Origin of the sequence: Gardnerella sp. DNF01198P (assembly GCF_049244165.1) — a bacterium.
In the GTDB taxonomy this organism is placed as follows: Bacteria; Actinomycetota; Actinomycetes; order Actinomycetales; family Bifidobacteriaceae; genus Bifidobacterium; species Bifidobacterium swidsinskii.
Genome location: NZ_CP058382.1, coordinates 538,778 through 555,668, shown reverse-complemented (window position 1 = coordinate 555,668; position 16,891 = coordinate 538,778). Strand labels below are relative to the sequence as shown.

Annotated in this window: 19 protein-coding genes and 4 pseudogenes; 6 read left to right on the top strand and 17 right to left on the bottom strand. The window is 36.5% G+C overall.

Annotation, left to right across the window (positions count from 1 at the left end):
* Nucleotides 1–373: 373 nt before the first annotated feature.
* A complete protein-coding gene (locus HXT44_RS02525; RefSeq protein WP_004110949.1) occupies nucleotides 374–670 on the bottom strand; it encodes a type II toxin-antitoxin system RelB/DinJ family antitoxin in 297 nt (98 codons plus the stop codon).
* Nucleotides 671–869: 199 nt separating this feature from the next.
* Here HXT44_RS02525 and HXT44_RS02520 point away from each other — a divergent pair, with 199 nt between their 5' ends.
* Nucleotides 870–1,073: a helix-turn-helix transcriptional regulator gene (locus tag HXT44_RS02520; protein ID WP_004110950.1), complete on the top strand. Its 204-nt coding sequence runs from the start codon at nucleotides 870–872 to the stop codon at nucleotides 1,071–1,073.
* Nucleotides 1,070–1,471 carry a hypothetical protein gene (locus HXT44_RS02515; RefSeq protein WP_012913990.1) on the top strand — a complete coding sequence of 134 codons (402 nt, stop codon included), beginning with the start codon at nucleotides 1,070–1,072 and terminating at the stop codon, nucleotides 1,469–1,471. The genes HXT44_RS02520 and HXT44_RS02515 overlap by 4 nt, the downstream gene beginning before the upstream one ends.
* A 248-nt stretch (nucleotides 1,472–1,719) precedes the next feature.
* Here the strand turns inward: HXT44_RS02515 and HXT44_RS02510 are convergent.
* Nucleotides 1,720–1,956: pseudogene (locus HXT44_RS02510) on the bottom strand (hypothetical protein); the annotation flags it as partial.
* Nucleotides 1,957–1,977: 21 nt separating this feature from the next.
* Entirely contained in the window at nucleotides 1,978–2,964 is a 987-nt protein-coding gene (locus HXT44_RS02505) for a helix-turn-helix domain-containing protein (protein ID WP_004110953.1), read from the bottom strand.
* A 310-nt stretch (nucleotides 2,965–3,274) separates the two neighbouring features.
* Between HXT44_RS02505 and HXT44_RS02500 the strand changes: the two genes are divergently transcribed.
* On the top strand, nucleotides 3,275–3,529 hold the full coding sequence (locus HXT44_RS02500) for a type II toxin-antitoxin system Phd/YefM family antitoxin (RefSeq protein WP_004110957.1): 255 nt from the start codon (nucleotides 3,275–3,277) through the stop codon (nucleotides 3,527–3,529).
* Nucleotides 3,530–4,265: 736 nt separating this feature from the next.
* On the opposite strand, the gene HXT44_RS02495 is transcribed toward HXT44_RS02500, so the two are convergent.
* The 3 genes from HXT44_RS02495 to HXT44_RS02485 all read right to left on the bottom strand — a co-directional run bounded on the left by HXT44_RS02495 (nucleotide 4,266) and on the right by HXT44_RS02485 (nucleotide 6,579).
* Nucleotides 4,266–4,898 (bottom strand): helix-turn-helix domain-containing protein, encoded by a 633-nt coding sequence (locus HXT44_RS02495; protein WP_012913988.1) that lies wholly within the window; start codon nucleotides 4,896–4,898, stop codon nucleotides 4,266–4,268.
* 510 nt (nucleotides 4,899–5,408) lie between these two features.
* Complete coding sequence (locus tag HXT44_RS02490; RefSeq protein WP_076002746.1) at nucleotides 5,409–5,894, bottom strand: NUDIX hydrolase; 486 nt, start codon at nucleotides 5,892–5,894, stop codon at nucleotides 5,409–5,411.
* A 292-nt stretch (nucleotides 5,895–6,186) separates the two neighbouring features.
* Nucleotides 6,187–6,579: a hypothetical protein gene (locus tag HXT44_RS02485; protein ID WP_421783076.1), complete on the bottom strand. Its 393-nt coding sequence runs from the start codon at nucleotides 6,577–6,579 to the stop codon at nucleotides 6,187–6,189.
* Between the two features lie 599 nt (nucleotides 6,580–7,178).
* Between HXT44_RS02485 and HXT44_RS02480 the strand changes: the two genes are divergently transcribed.
* Nucleotides 7,179–8,084, top strand: a complete 906-nt coding sequence (locus HXT44_RS02480) for an IS3 family transposase (RefSeq protein WP_421783075.1) — start codon at nucleotides 7,179–7,181, stop codon at nucleotides 8,082–8,084.
* Between the two features lie 120 nt (nucleotides 8,085–8,204).
* Here the strand turns inward: HXT44_RS02480 and HXT44_RS02475 are convergent, their stop codons facing one another.
* From HXT44_RS02475 to HXT44_RS02440, 8 genes are all read right to left on the bottom strand, one after another.
* Nucleotides 8,205–8,480: a type II toxin-antitoxin system YafQ family toxin gene (locus HXT44_RS02475; protein WP_012913985.1), complete on the bottom strand. Its 276-nt coding sequence runs from the start codon at nucleotides 8,478–8,480 to the stop codon at nucleotides 8,205–8,207.
* Entirely contained in the window at nucleotides 8,473–8,742 is a 270-nt protein-coding gene (locus HXT44_RS02470; RefSeq protein ID WP_102703432.1) for a type II toxin-antitoxin system RelB/DinJ family antitoxin, read from the bottom strand. The genes HXT44_RS02475 and HXT44_RS02470 overlap by 8 nt, the downstream gene beginning before the upstream one ends.
* Nucleotides 8,743–9,044: 302 nt before the next feature.
* Nucleotides 9,045–10,217 carry an exodeoxyribonuclease V gene (locus HXT44_RS02465; protein WP_012913983.1) on the bottom strand — a complete coding sequence of 391 codons (1,173 nt, stop codon included), beginning with the start codon at nucleotides 10,215–10,217 and terminating at the stop codon, nucleotides 9,045–9,047.
* 34 nt (nucleotides 10,218–10,251) lie between these two features.
* Nucleotides 10,252–10,905 carry a response regulator transcription factor gene (locus tag HXT44_RS02460; protein ID WP_004110353.1) on the bottom strand — a complete coding sequence of 218 codons (654 nt, stop codon included), beginning with the start codon at nucleotides 10,903–10,905 and terminating at the stop codon, nucleotides 10,252–10,254.
* 187 nt (nucleotides 10,906–11,092) lie between these two features.
* A complete protein-coding gene (locus tag HXT44_RS02455) occupies nucleotides 11,093–11,644 on the bottom strand; it encodes a hypothetical protein (protein WP_012913982.1) in 552 nt (183 codons plus the stop codon).
* 12 nt (nucleotides 11,645–11,656) lie between these two features.
* Nucleotides 11,657–12,118, bottom strand: coding sequence for a hypothetical protein (locus HXT44_RS02450; protein ID WP_004110362.1), 462 nt, complete (start codon nucleotides 12,116–12,118; stop codon nucleotides 11,657–11,659).
* A 279-nt stretch (nucleotides 12,119–12,397) separates the two neighbouring features.
* Nucleotides 12,398–12,571: a hypothetical protein gene (locus HXT44_RS02445; protein ID WP_004110365.1), complete on the bottom strand. Its 174-nt coding sequence runs from the start codon at nucleotides 12,569–12,571 to the stop codon at nucleotides 12,398–12,400.
* Entirely contained in the window at nucleotides 12,568–12,861 is a 294-nt protein-coding gene (locus tag HXT44_RS02440; RefSeq protein WP_004110367.1) for a DUF2089 family protein, read from the bottom strand. The genes HXT44_RS02445 and HXT44_RS02440 overlap by 4 nt, the downstream gene beginning before the upstream one ends.
* A gap of 387 nt (nucleotides 12,862–13,248) precedes the next feature.
* On the opposite strand from HXT44_RS02440, the pseudogene HXT44_RS02435 reads away from it, so the two are divergent.
* Nucleotides 13,249–14,067: pseudogene (locus tag HXT44_RS02435) on the top strand (IS256 family transposase); the annotation flags it as partial.
* A gap of 88 nt (nucleotides 14,068–14,155) precedes the next feature.
* A pseudogene (locus tag HXT44_RS02430) lies at nucleotides 14,156–14,302 on the top strand (XRE family transcriptional regulator); the annotation flags it as partial.
* A 59-nt stretch (nucleotides 14,303–14,361) separates the two neighbouring features.
* Here the strand turns inward: HXT44_RS02430 and HXT44_RS02425 are convergent.
* The 3 genes and pseudogenes from HXT44_RS02425 to HXT44_RS02415 all read right to left on the bottom strand — a co-directional run.
* Complete coding sequence (locus tag HXT44_RS02425) at nucleotides 14,362–14,529, bottom strand: cysteine-rich KTR domain-containing protein (protein WP_000336323.1); 168 nt, start codon at nucleotides 14,527–14,529, stop codon at nucleotides 14,362–14,364.
* A gap of 118 nt (nucleotides 14,530–14,647) precedes the next feature.
* The gene (tet(M), locus tag HXT44_RS02420; RefSeq protein ID WP_000691736.1) at nucleotides 14,648–16,567 is read right to left on the bottom strand and encodes a tetracycline resistance ribosomal protection protein Tet(M); all 1,920 of its coding nucleotides are present in this window, start codon (nucleotides 16,565–16,567) and stop codon (nucleotides 14,648–14,650) included.
* A gap of 15 nt (nucleotides 16,568–16,582) precedes the next feature.
* Nucleotides 16,583–16,630, bottom strand: a pseudogene (locus HXT44_RS02415) (hypothetical protein); the annotation flags it as partial.
* Nucleotides 16,631–16,891: the final 261 nt, after the last annotated feature.

The window sequence follows — 16,891 nt, the reverse complement described above, 5'->3', positions numbered from 1 at the left end:
ATGTTCAATCTTCACTTTGTTCTTCACCATCATCTGCCAAATATTTATTCATCTCGGAGTACAAATCATCTTTGAGTTTAATAAAACTGACGGGATGTAAATTATGGACAAAGAATGCAGATATACAGCCTACAAAATAACTATAGCTAAAAATCATCCGATAATCTACAGGATTTTATTTCCATACATAAACAAATGTGTGGCAAAATGAGTACACGCTTTAACGATAGAAGCGAGATATTGCAAAAGGTTTAATTGCCATTTATAACTTTCTCAATATCTCTTTTCCCATAAAGCACACGAGAAACCACAACTTCATACTTTTCTTCAAAAACAAAATAAAAAATAAGAAAATTATCACACGACACGAACCCTATGCCTTATGCAAGGACTCAAAAACCTTATCCGCAGGCTTCACATCACCAGATAAAACTGACTTATAACCCTTTTCCAACTCATCATTCAACTCACCTTGAGTCATAGAACTCACATCACGCGGCTCTCTATAACCCAATTTCACATCAAAAGGAAGCCCCTGCTGCAAAACAACCTGCTTATAAAACATGGTAATAGCACTCGAAGGAGGAAGACCCAAAGAATTCAATATATACTCTGCCTGCTCTTTTAACTCTGGATCAATACGAGTATACAAGTTAGCTGTTTTCGCCATACAATCACCCCTTGTTTCTTACAATGATTATATGACATTGCATTGGCATTGCATTAACATCAGCATTAGCAAAGCAAAACTCACGGCAGGTGCTCCACCACATCTTTATTAAATACACTGGAAAGCTAACTTGAAATTTGCTTTCGAAATAATTATCTTATATGTAAAGCTAGCTTTCCATTAGGAAGGAGAATGTAATGTGAAAAATAGACTTGAACAAATTAGAAGAGAAAAAGGCATAACACAAGAAGAACTTGCAGATGCACTTGAAGTATCAAGACAGACAGTCGGTTCTTTGGAAAATGGAAGATACAATCCATCAATCATATTGGCATACAAAATTGCTAAGTACTTTAATTTAACAATCGAAGAAATATTTATCTACGAGGAAGATAAAAAATGAAAAAACAAAAAACACAGAATTTTTGGTACATAGGTTATGTAATAGGAATTTGCGGACTAATTCTTGCGCTGACTCTTAAACTGAACGAATCCGTAGGAATTGTACTGTCAGTTGTTTTTGTTGCAATTATCTCACTTTCACACGTAAAAATCATGCACTATAAGATGATAGAAAAAGACCACAACTACAAAATAAATGTGAACGATGAAAGAAATGAGAAAATCAAAGATAAAGTAAATGCAACAATGGCATTCATACTGATGCACCTAATGGGAATAATTGCCATAATTGCATTTATCACGAAAGCATATTTGCCAGCTGCTCTTTTAGCTATTTCGATTGCCTTTTCTCCATTAATCATGTTTTTTATCAACAAATATTATGAGAAAAAATATTAAAACCAGACATAACCCGCTCATTTACTACTTATTACAAGGCTGACCAACCTTCATAAATTCCTTATCCCTAATACGAAACTTTTTTATTCTCAAAGTTGCATCAGGCAAGGCAAATGAAAATGACCTTTACACTTGGATTAAAAAACCACCAAGCCTAATACTCCAACATTCCTAAGCATTTTTAGAATATGCCAAACTATATTTCGTGCGACTAGTCACAGTGACAGACATAAAACACCGCAACAGTATTACTTCACTACAGCTTTCCCATTCAAGCAATGCACAGCATAGTGAGCACATCCATCTGTTTTGCGCCCAAAATTATTACAACTAAGATTGACCTTATTCTTATCAGAAACCTCGCTAATACCATTTTCACAAACTACTTCAAGACATACATCCTTAGGTATTTCTCCTTCTAAAACACTCGTACCATTTAACGTATCCACCATGCAAGAAGCAACAGCCTTAACATTATTCGCCACAAAATCGGCTCCGAAAGTCACTTATTTCTTTCCGAGCCTCCACGCTTTGAGCACTACTTCTATTACTCCGTAAGTCAATGCGGCCAACGGCCAAACAATCCAACTTTTTCCCCAATCGGACGTGATGAAACTGTAGGCTAAATAAATGCAGATAATTATAAGCCAGTAAGCTTGGAGGAATAAGCTAATCTTTGCAGGATAGACAGTTTTTTTCTTCGGTTGCAGCAAACGGCAATAGGACGAGCGGACAATATTCGCCTGTACGAATAAATAGACAGCTGCTGCCACCAGGGCAATAGCGATAACTACAAAAAAGCCGGATGAAAGTTGATAAAATTTCGGTGCTATATCCGAAATTATAAGAAAAATAAAGGCAACCATACATAAAACGACACCGCTGACCGTCCGCAGCACATACGACGGCATGAACCGTTCCAAGCGTTCTTTGAGCACACTGTCAACGCCGTAAGCCGTTTCAAAGTCCTCTTTTTCCAAATATTGATAACGCTTTCCGTGGAAACTCTGAATAATAAAAATAGCTACAGCTACGGTAATAATCGCAACACTGAATGCTAAGCCCATAGTTTTACCGACTTGTGCATTTACTGTGTGAGAAAGCAAAAGATCACTGCCGACCAACGGTATTGCCGCCAGAATACAAAGAAGAACGCCTAGAGCAACATAGGCGGCAAATGATATTCTGTGAGCAATATAAGCGGAGGCTTCTTCCAGCTCAATTACCCGCATGCGAACGCCGGCTTCTTCCTGGCAGGCATTTTCACCTGCGTTGACGTTCTTCCCCATAACATCAATTTCATCTTTTACCAGAAGATCTGTACTAACACCAAACAAACGGCTCAATGCAATTATCCGTTCCATATCCGGGATACTTTGTGCGCCTTCCCATTTGGAAACAGCTTGGCGACTGACGCCCAATTTGTCCGCCAATTCTTCCTGCGACCAACCGTTTTGTTTACGCAGTTCCAATATTTTATCTGCTAAAATCATAAAAACATCTCCATTTCAAACTAGAATTCATCATGATTATGGTGAAATTATAGCTGAAACAGCAGTTGCGTAGTAGCAAGTGCGATTGACAATTACCGTTAAAAGCGCAATTTCTGCCGACAAATGAGCGCAACCGACCACCAATTCGTTTTCTCTCATGTTTGCACCGCACTTTCCAATCATCTTCACTGATGCCGCCAAACATTGGAATAATATCTCGCCAAACGTCGGAATAAAAGTTCGATAGCGCGCTAACTATTGTAATCTTGATAATATTATGATACTTTTTTGATAAAAGGAGGTTGATACTATGATCAATATTCGCCCAGTTTCCGATTTAAGAAATAAATTCCCAGAAGTAGAAGAAACAGTTATAAATTCAAATACACCAGTATTCCTTACAAAAAACGGTTATGGAACTATGGTTCTCATGAGCATCAAACAATACTCTGCTCTCACTGACGACATCGAAAGAAAACTCGACGAAGCAGATACTTTTGCCGCAAATACTTCTACGCGTCTTTCTAAAGACGACGTCTTTGATAGTGTAAGGAGAAGGGATTAATCAACACGAGAACACCCTTACTACAGGATTAGTGTACGCAACTTTTCTATTTTTTACGTTGTCATCGACGACACTATGGAAGTGCGAAGACTTCTATACTCAAAACGAAATATTGACGCACTACTGGAATAACTATTCCTAATAACAATCATTATTATGCTAACGGTTATTAAAAAAGCTATCGTTAAAGGTTTAAAATTGACTTTATAGCCTGATTTCAGGCATGATATCCATTCTACTAACACCATGCCCATGCAATACTAGATTGTTGGCTGGGAGCCTTGGTGTTCTATGGAAATACACAGGGTTCCCATAGATAGCTACACAGCTTTTTACCTCTTAGATGAAGATAAATGTAGCGTGACGATTGTTCGTATCTTTTATACAGGCAGAAACATTGAAAATATTATCAACAACAAATAATGGAAATTCGACAATATGTGACATATCTTTCTAAAAGCCCAATGTAACGTTTTATATAGTCAAAATCATGACTTGGTGCCAATGAACTTTTTTGACGCACAGGTCAAATAATTTCAGTAGACTAGCCAGATGCAAAGAATATGCATTTTTATATGTGTGCAAAAATCGAATTTCATTTCTTATGATCAACTGTCATGTAAAACACTAAAAGCATGTACAAAACCCGGAAACTAAAAATCAGAAGAATGCGGAAATCAAAACTGAAAAACACATTCTTCTGACCAATTCCCAACCAACTACCGGTTCCCGGTTCTTACTTATCACGCAACTTACCAACTTGCGTAAATTCCTTATCCCCAACACACATCTTCTTATCAGTGAACTTTACTCGCATCATTCTGCTAATAATATACTCATCCGTTATCAGCACAAAAAATTGCTTTTCTTTTTTATTCACCAAGTAATACTGTTCACTGCCAATACTCTCTACCGCTTTACCGAATGCAAACGTATCAAACAAAGGAATATCACCGAACAAAGTAGTAATACACCCGATAAAATTATCCATAAACTTTTCAGACGAATTTGGAATAAACTTCGTCACCGTGAGCATAATAATTTCAGCGTCTGCATATTCATCACGAATAATTTGTTCCTTCATCTTGATTTTCTTACGAACACTCAATTTTTCATTAAGACCATACTTCGCTAAATCAATAGGCTTCTTAATGATTGACAAATCAATAGCATTGTCTTTATCCAACAAATGGTCGACAGTAACACCCAGCGCATCCGCAATCACCTTCAAATTTGCAACATCCGGCAGACCGCGACCACCTTCCCACTTCGCTACCGCAGCACGCGAAACCATAATCATTTCAGCAAGTTCTTCCTGAGTTAAACCCGCTTCCACGCGCGCATTTCTGATTTTTTCTCCCAACAACATCGTATAACTCCTTTCATTGGCTATGAGCTTTCGTTCTTAACGATTATTTGTTTTGCTCGTAATGCAATTAATAACCGCACTGCGTAATTACATGCTAACGAGCAACATATGAATAGAAAAGGAACTAACTAGAACACAAGCGTTACGAATCGTAACATGGCATTTTCTTAGCACACGCGCACATAATTATGTGAAAATAGCTGTTTCAAAAGAAATTTATACAAAACTAACAGAGAATGTACAAAATCCAAGGTGCACGAGCCATACAACACAACGCGCCGAAGACCGATATCCACCTCATTGCTCTGCTCTCATTCATGCCAATCCCCAACAACAAACGTACGGAATAAGGCAACAGAAACATAAGTTTGTTGTCAAGAGCATGCTGAGATATATAACATAGAAAGCAACAGTTTCAGAGTATAAAAGGAAAAGTTTCATTGCATACAAGAGTTAAGAAACTAGAACTAATGTTTATGTAACGATCTCTTGCCATAATAGCGGAATTCATTAATATCTTTCATCTGAAATTATATGCTCTATTCCACTATGCTCCGATTTAAGATATTCTTTCATAAATGTCGGGTAAGCCTTGAACTTATCAAGCTCATCTATAGGTAACCAATGCATTGTCTCTTTAGCATCTGACTCTGTAGTGCTTTGGCTCGTAAAATCTCTTTTGCCCATGGGCTTCATCATGTAGTAGAATGTCAGCTCATGGAAGTCTACTCCTTTTAAGCCAGAGCTGCCGATGAATAAGTTCTCGTGTATGACAGCAAGGTGATCTACTTCATAATTAAGACCTGTCTCTTCAAATACTTCTCTCTTAACGGCTTCTTCTGATGTCTCGCCCATGTGAACCGCTCCGCCAACTGAGTAGTAATAGTCGTCCTCATCATTTCCTGCAAATAGCACACAACCTTCTTCTACTATGATGGCTGCTGCTCTATATCTAAATGCTTTTTTATCGTTAATAAATCCGCAATTATGTTCCATAGTTTACTCCTTTATTTTTTATCTAATGACTGTGACTTATGGTTCAAATGCAAACAAGTTCCCAATCTGAATTGAAAATCCAAGTGATTGATACATTTGTATATCACACTGTGCACAAGCAACAATCATTGAACTTATTGCACTCGACCCTAGAGCGTTGATATCTTCCCTCATACAGCAAAATCGCACTCAAAAACCGCGAGAACCCAGCTTAAAGCCGCTTCGCATTAAACCTTTTAACGATAGCCCTCGCTAAGCCCTGCTACACAAGGGCAAACTTGCACCCACCTAATCAGCTTTTGACATCAATACGACACTCTCGACGTGCATCAAAGTCAAGTGAAAGATTATAGTTACGTGGAAAATGCTCTTCAGCAGCATACTCAACATCATCCTTGTTAGGCTCATAACCATGCTTAAGATTAAAACGCCGGATATATTCTTCTTTCCACGCCCTAATCTCAGCTTTTTCTTCAACAGTTCTAGTAGGACGCAGGTTCTTATTGTTGTAATAAACCTCACTGTCATCCATTGAGTGAAGCATCTTAATATCCGCTTCAGTTACACCATTTTCGCCAGGTTTAATCTCGATAGTTCCTTCACTATAACTACCATCTTCATTACGAACACAACTTGTATACTTATACGTTGCTCGATCATTGCTATTAGTTTTGCGAGTCCTCATGCTCACCCTTCCCGCCTGCAGCGGTAGGGTGAAGACACATACAAAAAAGAGCCGATACTTTATGAAGTACCGACTCTAATACCTGAAAAACAGCCATAGTAGAATAGAGGTACTTCATAGGAGTCATGAAAAAACCATGAGGATCCTATTGACGTATCTCATCGCCCTATAGCTAATCAGGCTTTAACTGTTTATTAGTAGTGTCTTATTGATTAATCATTAACCACAATCTTGTTAATTGTTCCAAAAATTCTTATAACATTTACCCGCTCTTTCTTAAAACCCGTATCATGAGTGTAAAAAAGAGTGGAATAATCTCGTTTTTATAACAGTTTGACATGTAAAAACCACACTTGCCTTGAAAGCTACGTGCTTTGAGGTTTAAGCGTTAACAATGTTTTCACCCCCCCCTTCTCGTTAAACAACACTCGTTTTAGAAAACAAAACGAGCATTAGCCACGCTCTAATAGAGTCCCAACCGTGGCCAATAAAGTCCCAACTGTATTTAATACAATCCCAACAAATCTAATATAATCCCAACCGTATTAATATCAGAAATCCTCACTCCGCAAAAAGTGTTATAGGCCTAACTACTTTTAGTGTTACCGTTAGAGCTTCTGATTAAAACACTTCAGATAAAACGTTCAAGTTATTACTATGCTAAAAATGCTCTTCAAAAACCTGACAAATACGCACATATACGAGGTTGCATACACAAGATTGCAGAAGAAAACTTCTTTACTTATGACTCTCCTAGAATATGGTTAGCGTTGAGAACTAAAGGTATTAAAGTATCTGAAAAAGTAGTAAGACGGCTCATGAAAGAAGAGTTAATTGAGGTTAGATATGCCAGGCGTAAAAGACGCTATTCAAGTTACATAGGAGAAATTACTCCCGCATGTAGTAACATTGTTAACAATAATTTTCATGCAGATTCACCTAATAAGATTTGTCTTACAGACATTACTGAGTTTTCAGTAAAAGAGTCAAAACTCTATTTAAGCCCTATGATTGACTGTTTTGATGGTAAAGTGGTCTCTTACGCTCTTTCAAACCACCCAGATCAGTGTCTTGTAGATGAAATGTTAGAAGGGGCTTTAACTACCCTTAAGATTACAGAATGTAAAAGCTTAGTTATTCATACAGATAGAGGAGGTCACTATAGAGATGGCAGGTGGATTGAGAGATTAGAAGGTCTTGGTATTACACGCTCCATGTTAAGAAAAGGAAACAGTGGAGATAATGCTGCCTGTGAAGGCTTTTTTGGACAAATGAAAACAGAAATGTATTATCCACTTAACTGGGATAGTACAGAAGAATTACGTCAAGCTATTCATACTTATATTGATTTTTACAACAATCACAGAATTAAAATGGGGATTAAAAGACAATTATGGAACATCGTGCTATGGTTGCACAAAATGTCTAAAAATTGTACTAAGCCCCAAGCGACATTTTTATGTCGCCAAAATTGTCGCTTTGTCGCCAACGGATACAAAATTTAGTCATTTTGCTTAGAGTTAAGAACGTTCAATAAGTTTATAATTTCATCAAGTACGCTTGAAAATGTGATTCCTTTTGTATAACTATATTTTTAAGCAAGTTATCGTGGTAGATTTTGCTATCTAGAATAAGTCGTCGTGAGATCCTAAGCGTAGAAATATAATGCAATCTTCTTTAACTTGATACAACAGTAGAACATCTGCAGACACATGCAATTCATGCACGCCTTTATATGAGCCTTTAAGAATATGATCTCTATAAGTTGCAAGTTCGCGAGAATCTGCACCATTGCAAATAAGTCTTACAATATTGATTACTTGCTCAATATCGTAATGCTTCTGCTTATATTTCTTAACATCTCGCAGATAGATTGGACTATAAAATGGCGGTTTAGGCATTGCGCATCAGCTCAGCAAAATCGTCTACAGTACCTGCAGCTATTGGTTTTTCTTTCATAGCTTCATCAATAGCATGCTCATATGGAGAACTTTCAAGTGAAAATGGGAAACGTTGCGTATTTACAATCTGATATAAAAATAGGTTGACTGCTGAACTCATATCAAGACCATAATGTTCAAGAACTTGCGATGCGCTATCCCGTATTTCTGGATTAACTCTTACACTTAATCTGCCTGTTCTAGCTGTTTTTGTAGAAGCCATGCCGTTTCCTTTAAGCTCAAAATCATGAATTTGTTATTCATGCTTTGCTTTATTATAACAGACCTACAGCACCCAACGTAATACCAAAGTAGCACCATTGTGTACACAATTATTACTAAATCACAAGTTATCGTGGCAGTTTTTGCAAAATTAGCAAAAACTGCCACGATAACTGGTATAACATAGCAACGAAGCAGCATTCTGCATTGCAAATTAACCACCTACTTGCATCTGCTGCACAAAGGTTCGTCCAAATACTCGATTGAAGCGCAAGAAAGCACAATAAGCATCTTGCGCAATGGCTATTTCTCTGCATGAAGCGGAACATGTACATTAATAATCCACGAATCGTCATCTTCAATAACTTTAAAAGTTCCACCAACGCATTCCGCAAGCATCTTATGAAAACGCAGTCCATATCCTAATTGCAAGTTAGCAAGAATACCTCGTTGCGCACTATTTATACACGTAATATGACATTCATGGTCATTAAGCATTACATTCATGGCGTATTCTTTAGGCTTTGCAGCATGCTTTTTTACGTTCGCAAGCAGTTCTCGGCAAATATACTCAATTTGAGCACATTCTTCAAAAGGCAAATGGATTGATTGAGAATCTTCAGTAGCTAAATCACTACTCAAGTCAATGGAACCAATATAGCCAAGCTTTTCAAATGACTTTTGTTCACAGTCAAATAAAACGCGTAAGCCTGTACAAAAATCTTTATAACATGTAGTCGATTGCATAACATCGCCAGTGCTTGCAGTTGTAGCATTGTCAAGAAGAGAAATGATATTACGTGCTCTATGAACAGTTGTAGTAGCACGTTGAAGAATCTCTCGCGAATTTTCATGCTCTTGCTCATGAGTTGTTTGAGGTTCAATAGATTGTTGAGCCATCATCATAATGCTGGAAAGCTCATTAGTTACTTCATCATGCATGCGAATTGCTGCAATAGTGGCATATTTTTGAAAAACGTTGTAACGCTGCGCAAATAACTGTTCCTGCTGTTGGTGAATAGTAGAAATATAGTATTTTACGATTGCACTAGAAATAAGAGTGATAAGAAGCCACCACGCTAACACATAGGCGTTTTGAAAATCGCAGATAATAAAGAACCATGAAGATACTCCGCAAGAAGAAAGCACGGTGTACCAAGGTTGAGTAATTACAGCAATTGCCAAACAAATCAATATGGTAAGCATCATAGATGAGTAGTTGATATTTGGCGCAATAATTACCAACGGCATCCAAATAAGTACAATAAAAGATGCTTTACGTGGCCATATTGCAATGCATAAGCAGATTACAATCCATACTATTTCAACTGTAATTGCATGCCAATTAGAGTAGTAATGAAGATTATTATAGGAACAAATCTCAAGAATCAAAGTACAACTTATGATTACACCAATTCCAATTTTCTGCCAGGCATCATGCGGCAAAAAATTGATCATACGCGTTAATAATTTCATAACTACCTACTTTTACACGTTAATTTCTTACACGTTATATGTCATGTGAATATTTTGCGAGCACAGCAAGCGCCTGCATGCGACTTTTAACTTGAAGTTTTCCATAAATACGCCGTAAATGCGTGTTGACTGTTGAAACTTTCACATTAAGCTGATCTGCAATCTCTTTTGACGAATACCCCTGTTTACACAAGCGCATAATTTCCGATTCTTGAGGAGACAAAACTGAAGTCTTCGGAAGTTGAGAAATCATATTAAATGATTCTTGCGGAGTGTGAAAATAGTCAATATATTGTGGCAATTCTGGACACCCGTAGCTCGTTGCGCGCGATTGGATAGCTGCAACTACGTCTGCTAAATTGTCTTTATGCACTAGCGCTTGACCACCCGACTTAGCAACTTGCAATACGTATTCATCCAGCATGTAGGAAGTAATGCCAATTAAAACAATATTGCTATTGCGCTCGCGAATTGCTTTAATTACATCAACACCACTCATTTCTCTCATTGACATATCTACTAAAAGTACGTCAGGAGTATTTTCTGTAACGCAACGATGAATAGCTTGTTTTGCAGAAGAACACATCCATGCACAAACAAAGTTTTCAGGCAAACGACTTTTTAAAAGAAGTTGCATATATCGCAATACAAACGTGTCATTATCAACAATTGCATAAGTAGTGTTCATACAATATATGATATCTTGTTTTGGAATTTGCTTGTCAATAGATGTTTAGAATGATGATTAAAATGCTTCGGCTCTGTCGCAAAGTAATTGTGCGATAAAGCCAAAGCATTATTTTCATATTTTGCAATACAAAATTGCAATACATGCATCATAAATCTATGACAAAAGTGAACAATTTATTACTATTTCATCCAAAAATGAGACATTTCCCAGCGCCAATTGCGATTGATGCTACGATACCTGCAACATTCACCTTCAATCCAAATTTAGCGATTTGTTTTGCAAGGAATTTAGCAAGCTTATCCCAAGCATGCCCTTCAATATAAGCTTTAAAATCACCACTGGAAAGCAGTTGAGCAATATCCATCCCAGGAATTAAACCTATAAGTTCGCCGCCCATGCAAGACCAAAAATCCTTATCTTGGCTATTCGCGCGGATTGCGTCCAACAGGTTATCATTTGTATATACTTGTCGAATACCTTCAGCAATGTATGCTGCCATTACTTTTCCATATTTCATCTTAAGGAGCTCATCTTTAACAGAAACCACGCCATTCTTATAACTGCTAGCTTCTTCAAAAATAAAACGAACTTCTTGTTCAATTTTCTTAACATCCTGTTGTACAATAGCTGTAGACTTATTTTCAGTCGCTTCCGCAGCTGAAATTGTTGTTGACAAGAATCCGAAAGACAAAACAGTCACAATCAGTGATGTTACAATCTTTTTTACCTTTAACATAACCGTATCTCCTTACTTAATGTGCGATTGTATTGTTTTTCTCAAATTATCAAGATTGTACACATTAAAGTGCCATACGCTAGCACTTTCCGTTGGTACACTCCATTCTTCGGTTTTACTATTGACAGTAAAGCGAATTATTTGAGTTGTTGGCTTATTTATAACTTCAAAATTAGTGAGTTGATTCCACGGAATGCGACGAAGATGCTTATCGTCTAATTTAGCTAGATTACCCGAGCCTAAAATGGCATTCGGATTAACCACAATAAACTCATTATTAGTGGCAGCGACAATACGCGCATCAACGCCTTGCGCTACATAGAATAATTTAGGTAACAAAAATAGTTTGATTAAATCTTTCCACCAAGGGTCGTATTTCATTGTAAATACATACGTCTTATCAACTGAAAGATTGTGATCTTTAAAATACTTGACGATATCTTCTTCTCGTATACCGCGCAAAGGATTAGTCATAATAAGCACCTCCTCGTGATTCTCGTTTCGTAAATTACCAACATACTAACGTGCAGATTTTATCTACACAAATAGGTGTACCTATTTTTAACGATAGTGCTTTTAGAAAACTTTTTAAAAAAACTTTTACTATTAGTAGTTTGTATGTTCCTAACAACCAACATTTAAAAATATTTACATTTTGGAACCATTCTTAAATAAAGACATATTTATGGAGCTATCGTGGCAGTTTTTGCTAATTTTGCAATTTCTGCCACGATAACTTGTTATTTTTGTGTTTTATAAGTCCTGTAATGCGATTCTTTTATCTTCTGCAGACTGCTTAGATGACTTATCGTCTTTCTTAAGAGAATGCGCATATCGAATAAGACTTCTTGCAATAAAGAACACTAAAGCACATATAGCAAGTGCGATAAGAATGTCAATTATCGGACCAAATAATGCATAGCTCATGATTCATCCTTCCTTTTTCTATATTCGTTTATGAGTGTTCGAGCTGTGTCAACATCGTATTTATCGTCAATAGCAAGACTCTTTACCAAAAGAACGAACGGATCTTCTGGTTCATTGTCGCTTATGCGCAGTTTTTCAATAAGCCTGTTAAGCCTGATTCTCATCGTTGGGTAAGAGACTTGATACATTTGCGACATTTCTTTTAACGACCCAGACGATAATACAAAGTTCTTTATAAACGACATATCTTCATCTGTGAGATTAGCCATCCATTTTGGAATATGATCCATATCACCCCTTTCTTCAACCTACAAAACTTTAATTAAATTAAACTTTTATTAAAAATATTAAAGTTGTTGTATGGGTTTGTCAAGAATGAGCATGAGAGATATGACGTAAAGGGGGCTTAGGACAATTTTAACCTATAACTCCAATCCTTATTTTTGTTTTACGCCTTCGATTCGCTGAGCTTGCTCAAAGTTGAAAGCACAGTGTGCTTTCAACGCGAGCGAAGTACGTTAACATCCTGTGCACTCAACCCTAGAGCGTCGACATCTTCCCTCATACAGCAAAATCGCACTCAAAAACCGCGAGAACCCAGCTTGAAGCCGCTTCGCATTAAACCTTTTAACGATAGCCCTCGCTAAGCCCTGCTACACAAAGCTTTCAATGCACCCGATATTTACGGTCATCACTATAGCCCTACTACCGTAACAAATATTACAAAACAAGTTGAAGACTCTGTTAAAGAATTTCATCAAAGAAAAGTTCAATCTCGTTATGCAGTGATTTATGCTGATGCAACGTATGTTCATTTAAGAAGAGCTACTGTTCAAAAGGAAGCTGTTCACTTTTTAGTAGGAATTACTCCAGAAGGCAGTAAAGAAATTCTTGATTATGCAATCTATCCTACTGAATCTGCTGAACACTATAAAGAAATGTTGGAATCATTGAAACAAAGAGGATTACAAGAAGTTTTACTATTTATTACAGATGGACTTAGTGGGGTTAAGACTGCTCTTTTAAGCGTGTTTCCTAACGCAAAATATCAAACTTGTTGGGTTCATTTAATCCGACAATTACAAAAGAAGGTAAGAGTTGAAGATAAAAGAGAATTAGTAGATTCACTTAAGAAAGTTTATCAATCAAACAATAAAGAAGATGCAGAGAAAAAATTAAACGAATTTCTAGAAAACATACACAAACGTTATCCTAAAGTCTGTGCAAGTATTGATTCAGTTTATGACGATTTATTAGTCTTTTTTGACTTCCCTAAACAAATTCGTCAAAGTATTTATACGACTAATTTAATTGAAAGTCTCAATAAGCAACTAAAAAAACGATTAAAAGCAAAGGAACAGTTTCCAGCAGAGGATAGTTTAAATCGTTATCTAGGAGTATTTTGTATTGAACAAAATGAATTATCTAAAGAAAGAATTCATAGAGGATTTGGATTAGCGTCTTATGACCTGCACGAAAAATTCGAAATCCAATAATATTTGCTTTTCGTAGAAAAGCAAATATTATTGGATTGATAGCTTGATTGACAACTAGTGGAGTTTACACAAAATTCTTGACACTGCCGAATTTTTCTTACCTGCTAATAACTTGGTAAAAAGCACCCGACGATTACAGATAGAGAAATACATGGATAGCTTTACAGACAAAGAACTATCCTTAATGGAATCTTTAGCCAGCGGTATCAACGAAGCAAGAAACATCGAAGACTAATTAAAAGAATCCATACATAACGGAAAGAGCCGATAAAATGAGATTGTATTAATCTCATTTTATCGGCTCTGCGTCTTTGCGTCTGGCTCTGTAATCACAGTTACTTTGAACTGCTTTATTTCAATTAAATTTTCTTGTCTGCATTTCGGACAATAGAGGGGGAATTTTTTTAATTCAGTATCTTCCCTTATCTTTAATCGTGTTTTATTTCCACATACAGGACACAATATCCACTTGTAGTTTATAATAACTATCTCCTCCTTTACACTTTAATTCAAATCTTTATTAAAAAATATTTCATCTTATTTAACAAGAAACCATATTTATATAACAACATAAAATACACTAAGTTATTTTATTGAACATATATCGTACTTTATCTATCCGACTATTTGGACGACGGGGCTGGCAAACAGGTTCACCGGTAGTAACATGGTACCCTTTTAACTCTGTTAAACAAACACTACGTCCATTTGTAAAGAAAGTTAAATCACTACGATATTCTTGAATACACCGAGCAGGGATTTCTCCACTAAGAATGACCTCATTATTTTTCAATTGAGTGTCTACGATGTTCGCACAATATTTAGGAGCATCGTTGTATGCTCGTGAAAGATATTCCTGTGGCGCATAAATTTTAAAACTAAGATATGGCTCTAACAATTCTGTTCCAGCTTTTTTTAAGACTTGTTCCAATACAATAGGAGCAAGCATCCGAAAATCTGCTGGGGTACTAACAGGGCTATAGTATAAGCCATACTTAAAACAGATTTTACAGTCCGTCACATTCCAACCATATAATCCTTGTTCGCAACCATAGCGTATCCCTTCCATAACTGCATTTTGAAATGATTGATTTAAGTATCCAAGAGAAACCGAGCTCTCATACTGCATTCCACTTCCCAACGGAAGCGGTGATACAGATAAACCAATGGAAGCCCAGAAAGGATTTGGCGGCACTTCGATGTGAATGGTATATTCTGCATTTTTTAACGGTCTCTCCATATAAATGACTGTAGGCTCTTTTAGTTCTATCTCCACATGATACTTTTCTTGCAACAGTGCACTAATCACTTCCATTTGTACTTTCCCTAAGAAAGAAAGTATAATTTCATGTGTCGTAGAATCCACGTAATATCGTAGAAGCGGATCACTATCTGAGATTTCCAAAAGGGCATCAAGCAACATTTCTCTCTGTTCAGGTTTACTCGGTTCAACAGTTGTTTGTAGTAGAGGGTGCGGATTTTCAATCTTTTTTCTCTGTGGCAATAGTTTTGTATCTCCAAGAACACTATTTAACTTCAAAAACTCATTTTGCAAAATAACAATTTCTCCAGAATAAGCTCTATCAATCTTACATAATTCACCATTTATTGAAGTATACATTTCTGTAACTTTTATTTTTTCTTTTTCTGATACTCTAACCGAATCTCGTAAATGTAGTACTCCACTATAAAGGCGTATATATGCAAGACGTTGTCTTTTTTTTGTATATTCAATTTTGAAAACATTTCCGCAAAGTTCAGACGGACCTCGATGTGTTGATGAATAAAATTTATTCGTAATCACTTCTATAAGGTTATCAATCCCTATATTACTTTTTGCACTTCCATGATAAAGAGGGAACAGAGAACAATTCTGAAATCTTATGCTTTCCTCTTGTTCGAGTTCCAATGCTTCTAATGATTTACCGGACATATATTTCTCTAAAAGGTCATCGTTTCCCTCTATTACCGTATCCCATTGTTCAGATTCGGTAAAGTTCGTCACACACATATTAGGATACAGTTCTACCTTCTGTTTGATTACAATTTCGGCAGAAAGTTTCTCTTTAATATCCTGATAAACCGTTGATAAATCAATTCCATTTTGGTCAATCTTATTGATAAAAAAGATTGTGGGAATCCCCATTTTCCTAAGTGCATGAAATAATATACGAGTTTGTGCTTGTACGCCATCTTTTGCAGAAATCAGTAGAATTGCCCCATCTAAAACTGATAATGAACGATATACTTCTGCTAAGAAATCCATATGTCCTGGCGTGTCTATGATGTTCACCTTCGTATTTTCCCACTGAAAAGAGGTTATTCCTGTCTGAATTGTAATTCCTCTCTGACGTTCTAAAAGCGTATTATCCGTCCTCGTTGTACCTTTGTCCACGCTTCCTAATTCTGTAATCGCTCCACTGTTATATAATAAGCTTTCTGTTAAGGTAGTTTTTCCTGCATCAACATGAGCTAAAACTCCAATATTAATAATTTTCATGTGATTTTCCTCCATTCAAAAACCCAAAAGGGCATAAAAATCCCAGTGATAAATACTTTTATCACTGGGATTTTTATGCATAACCATAGGTATACAAAGCATACAGATATTCTCTGGATACTTTAGAATCACATGATAAAGGTATTCTTAAACTGGGTACAAAAAACTAAGCCCTCCTAAAAAAGGACATCCAATTATTTGTTCCCACTATCAAATTGACAGTTTATTTAAGAATACCTTGCCGCATATTTATTAACTCCTTTTAAATAGATACTTAAATAATAGCACGTAAGAGCATATTTGTAAAGGAATCTCCAATTTTTT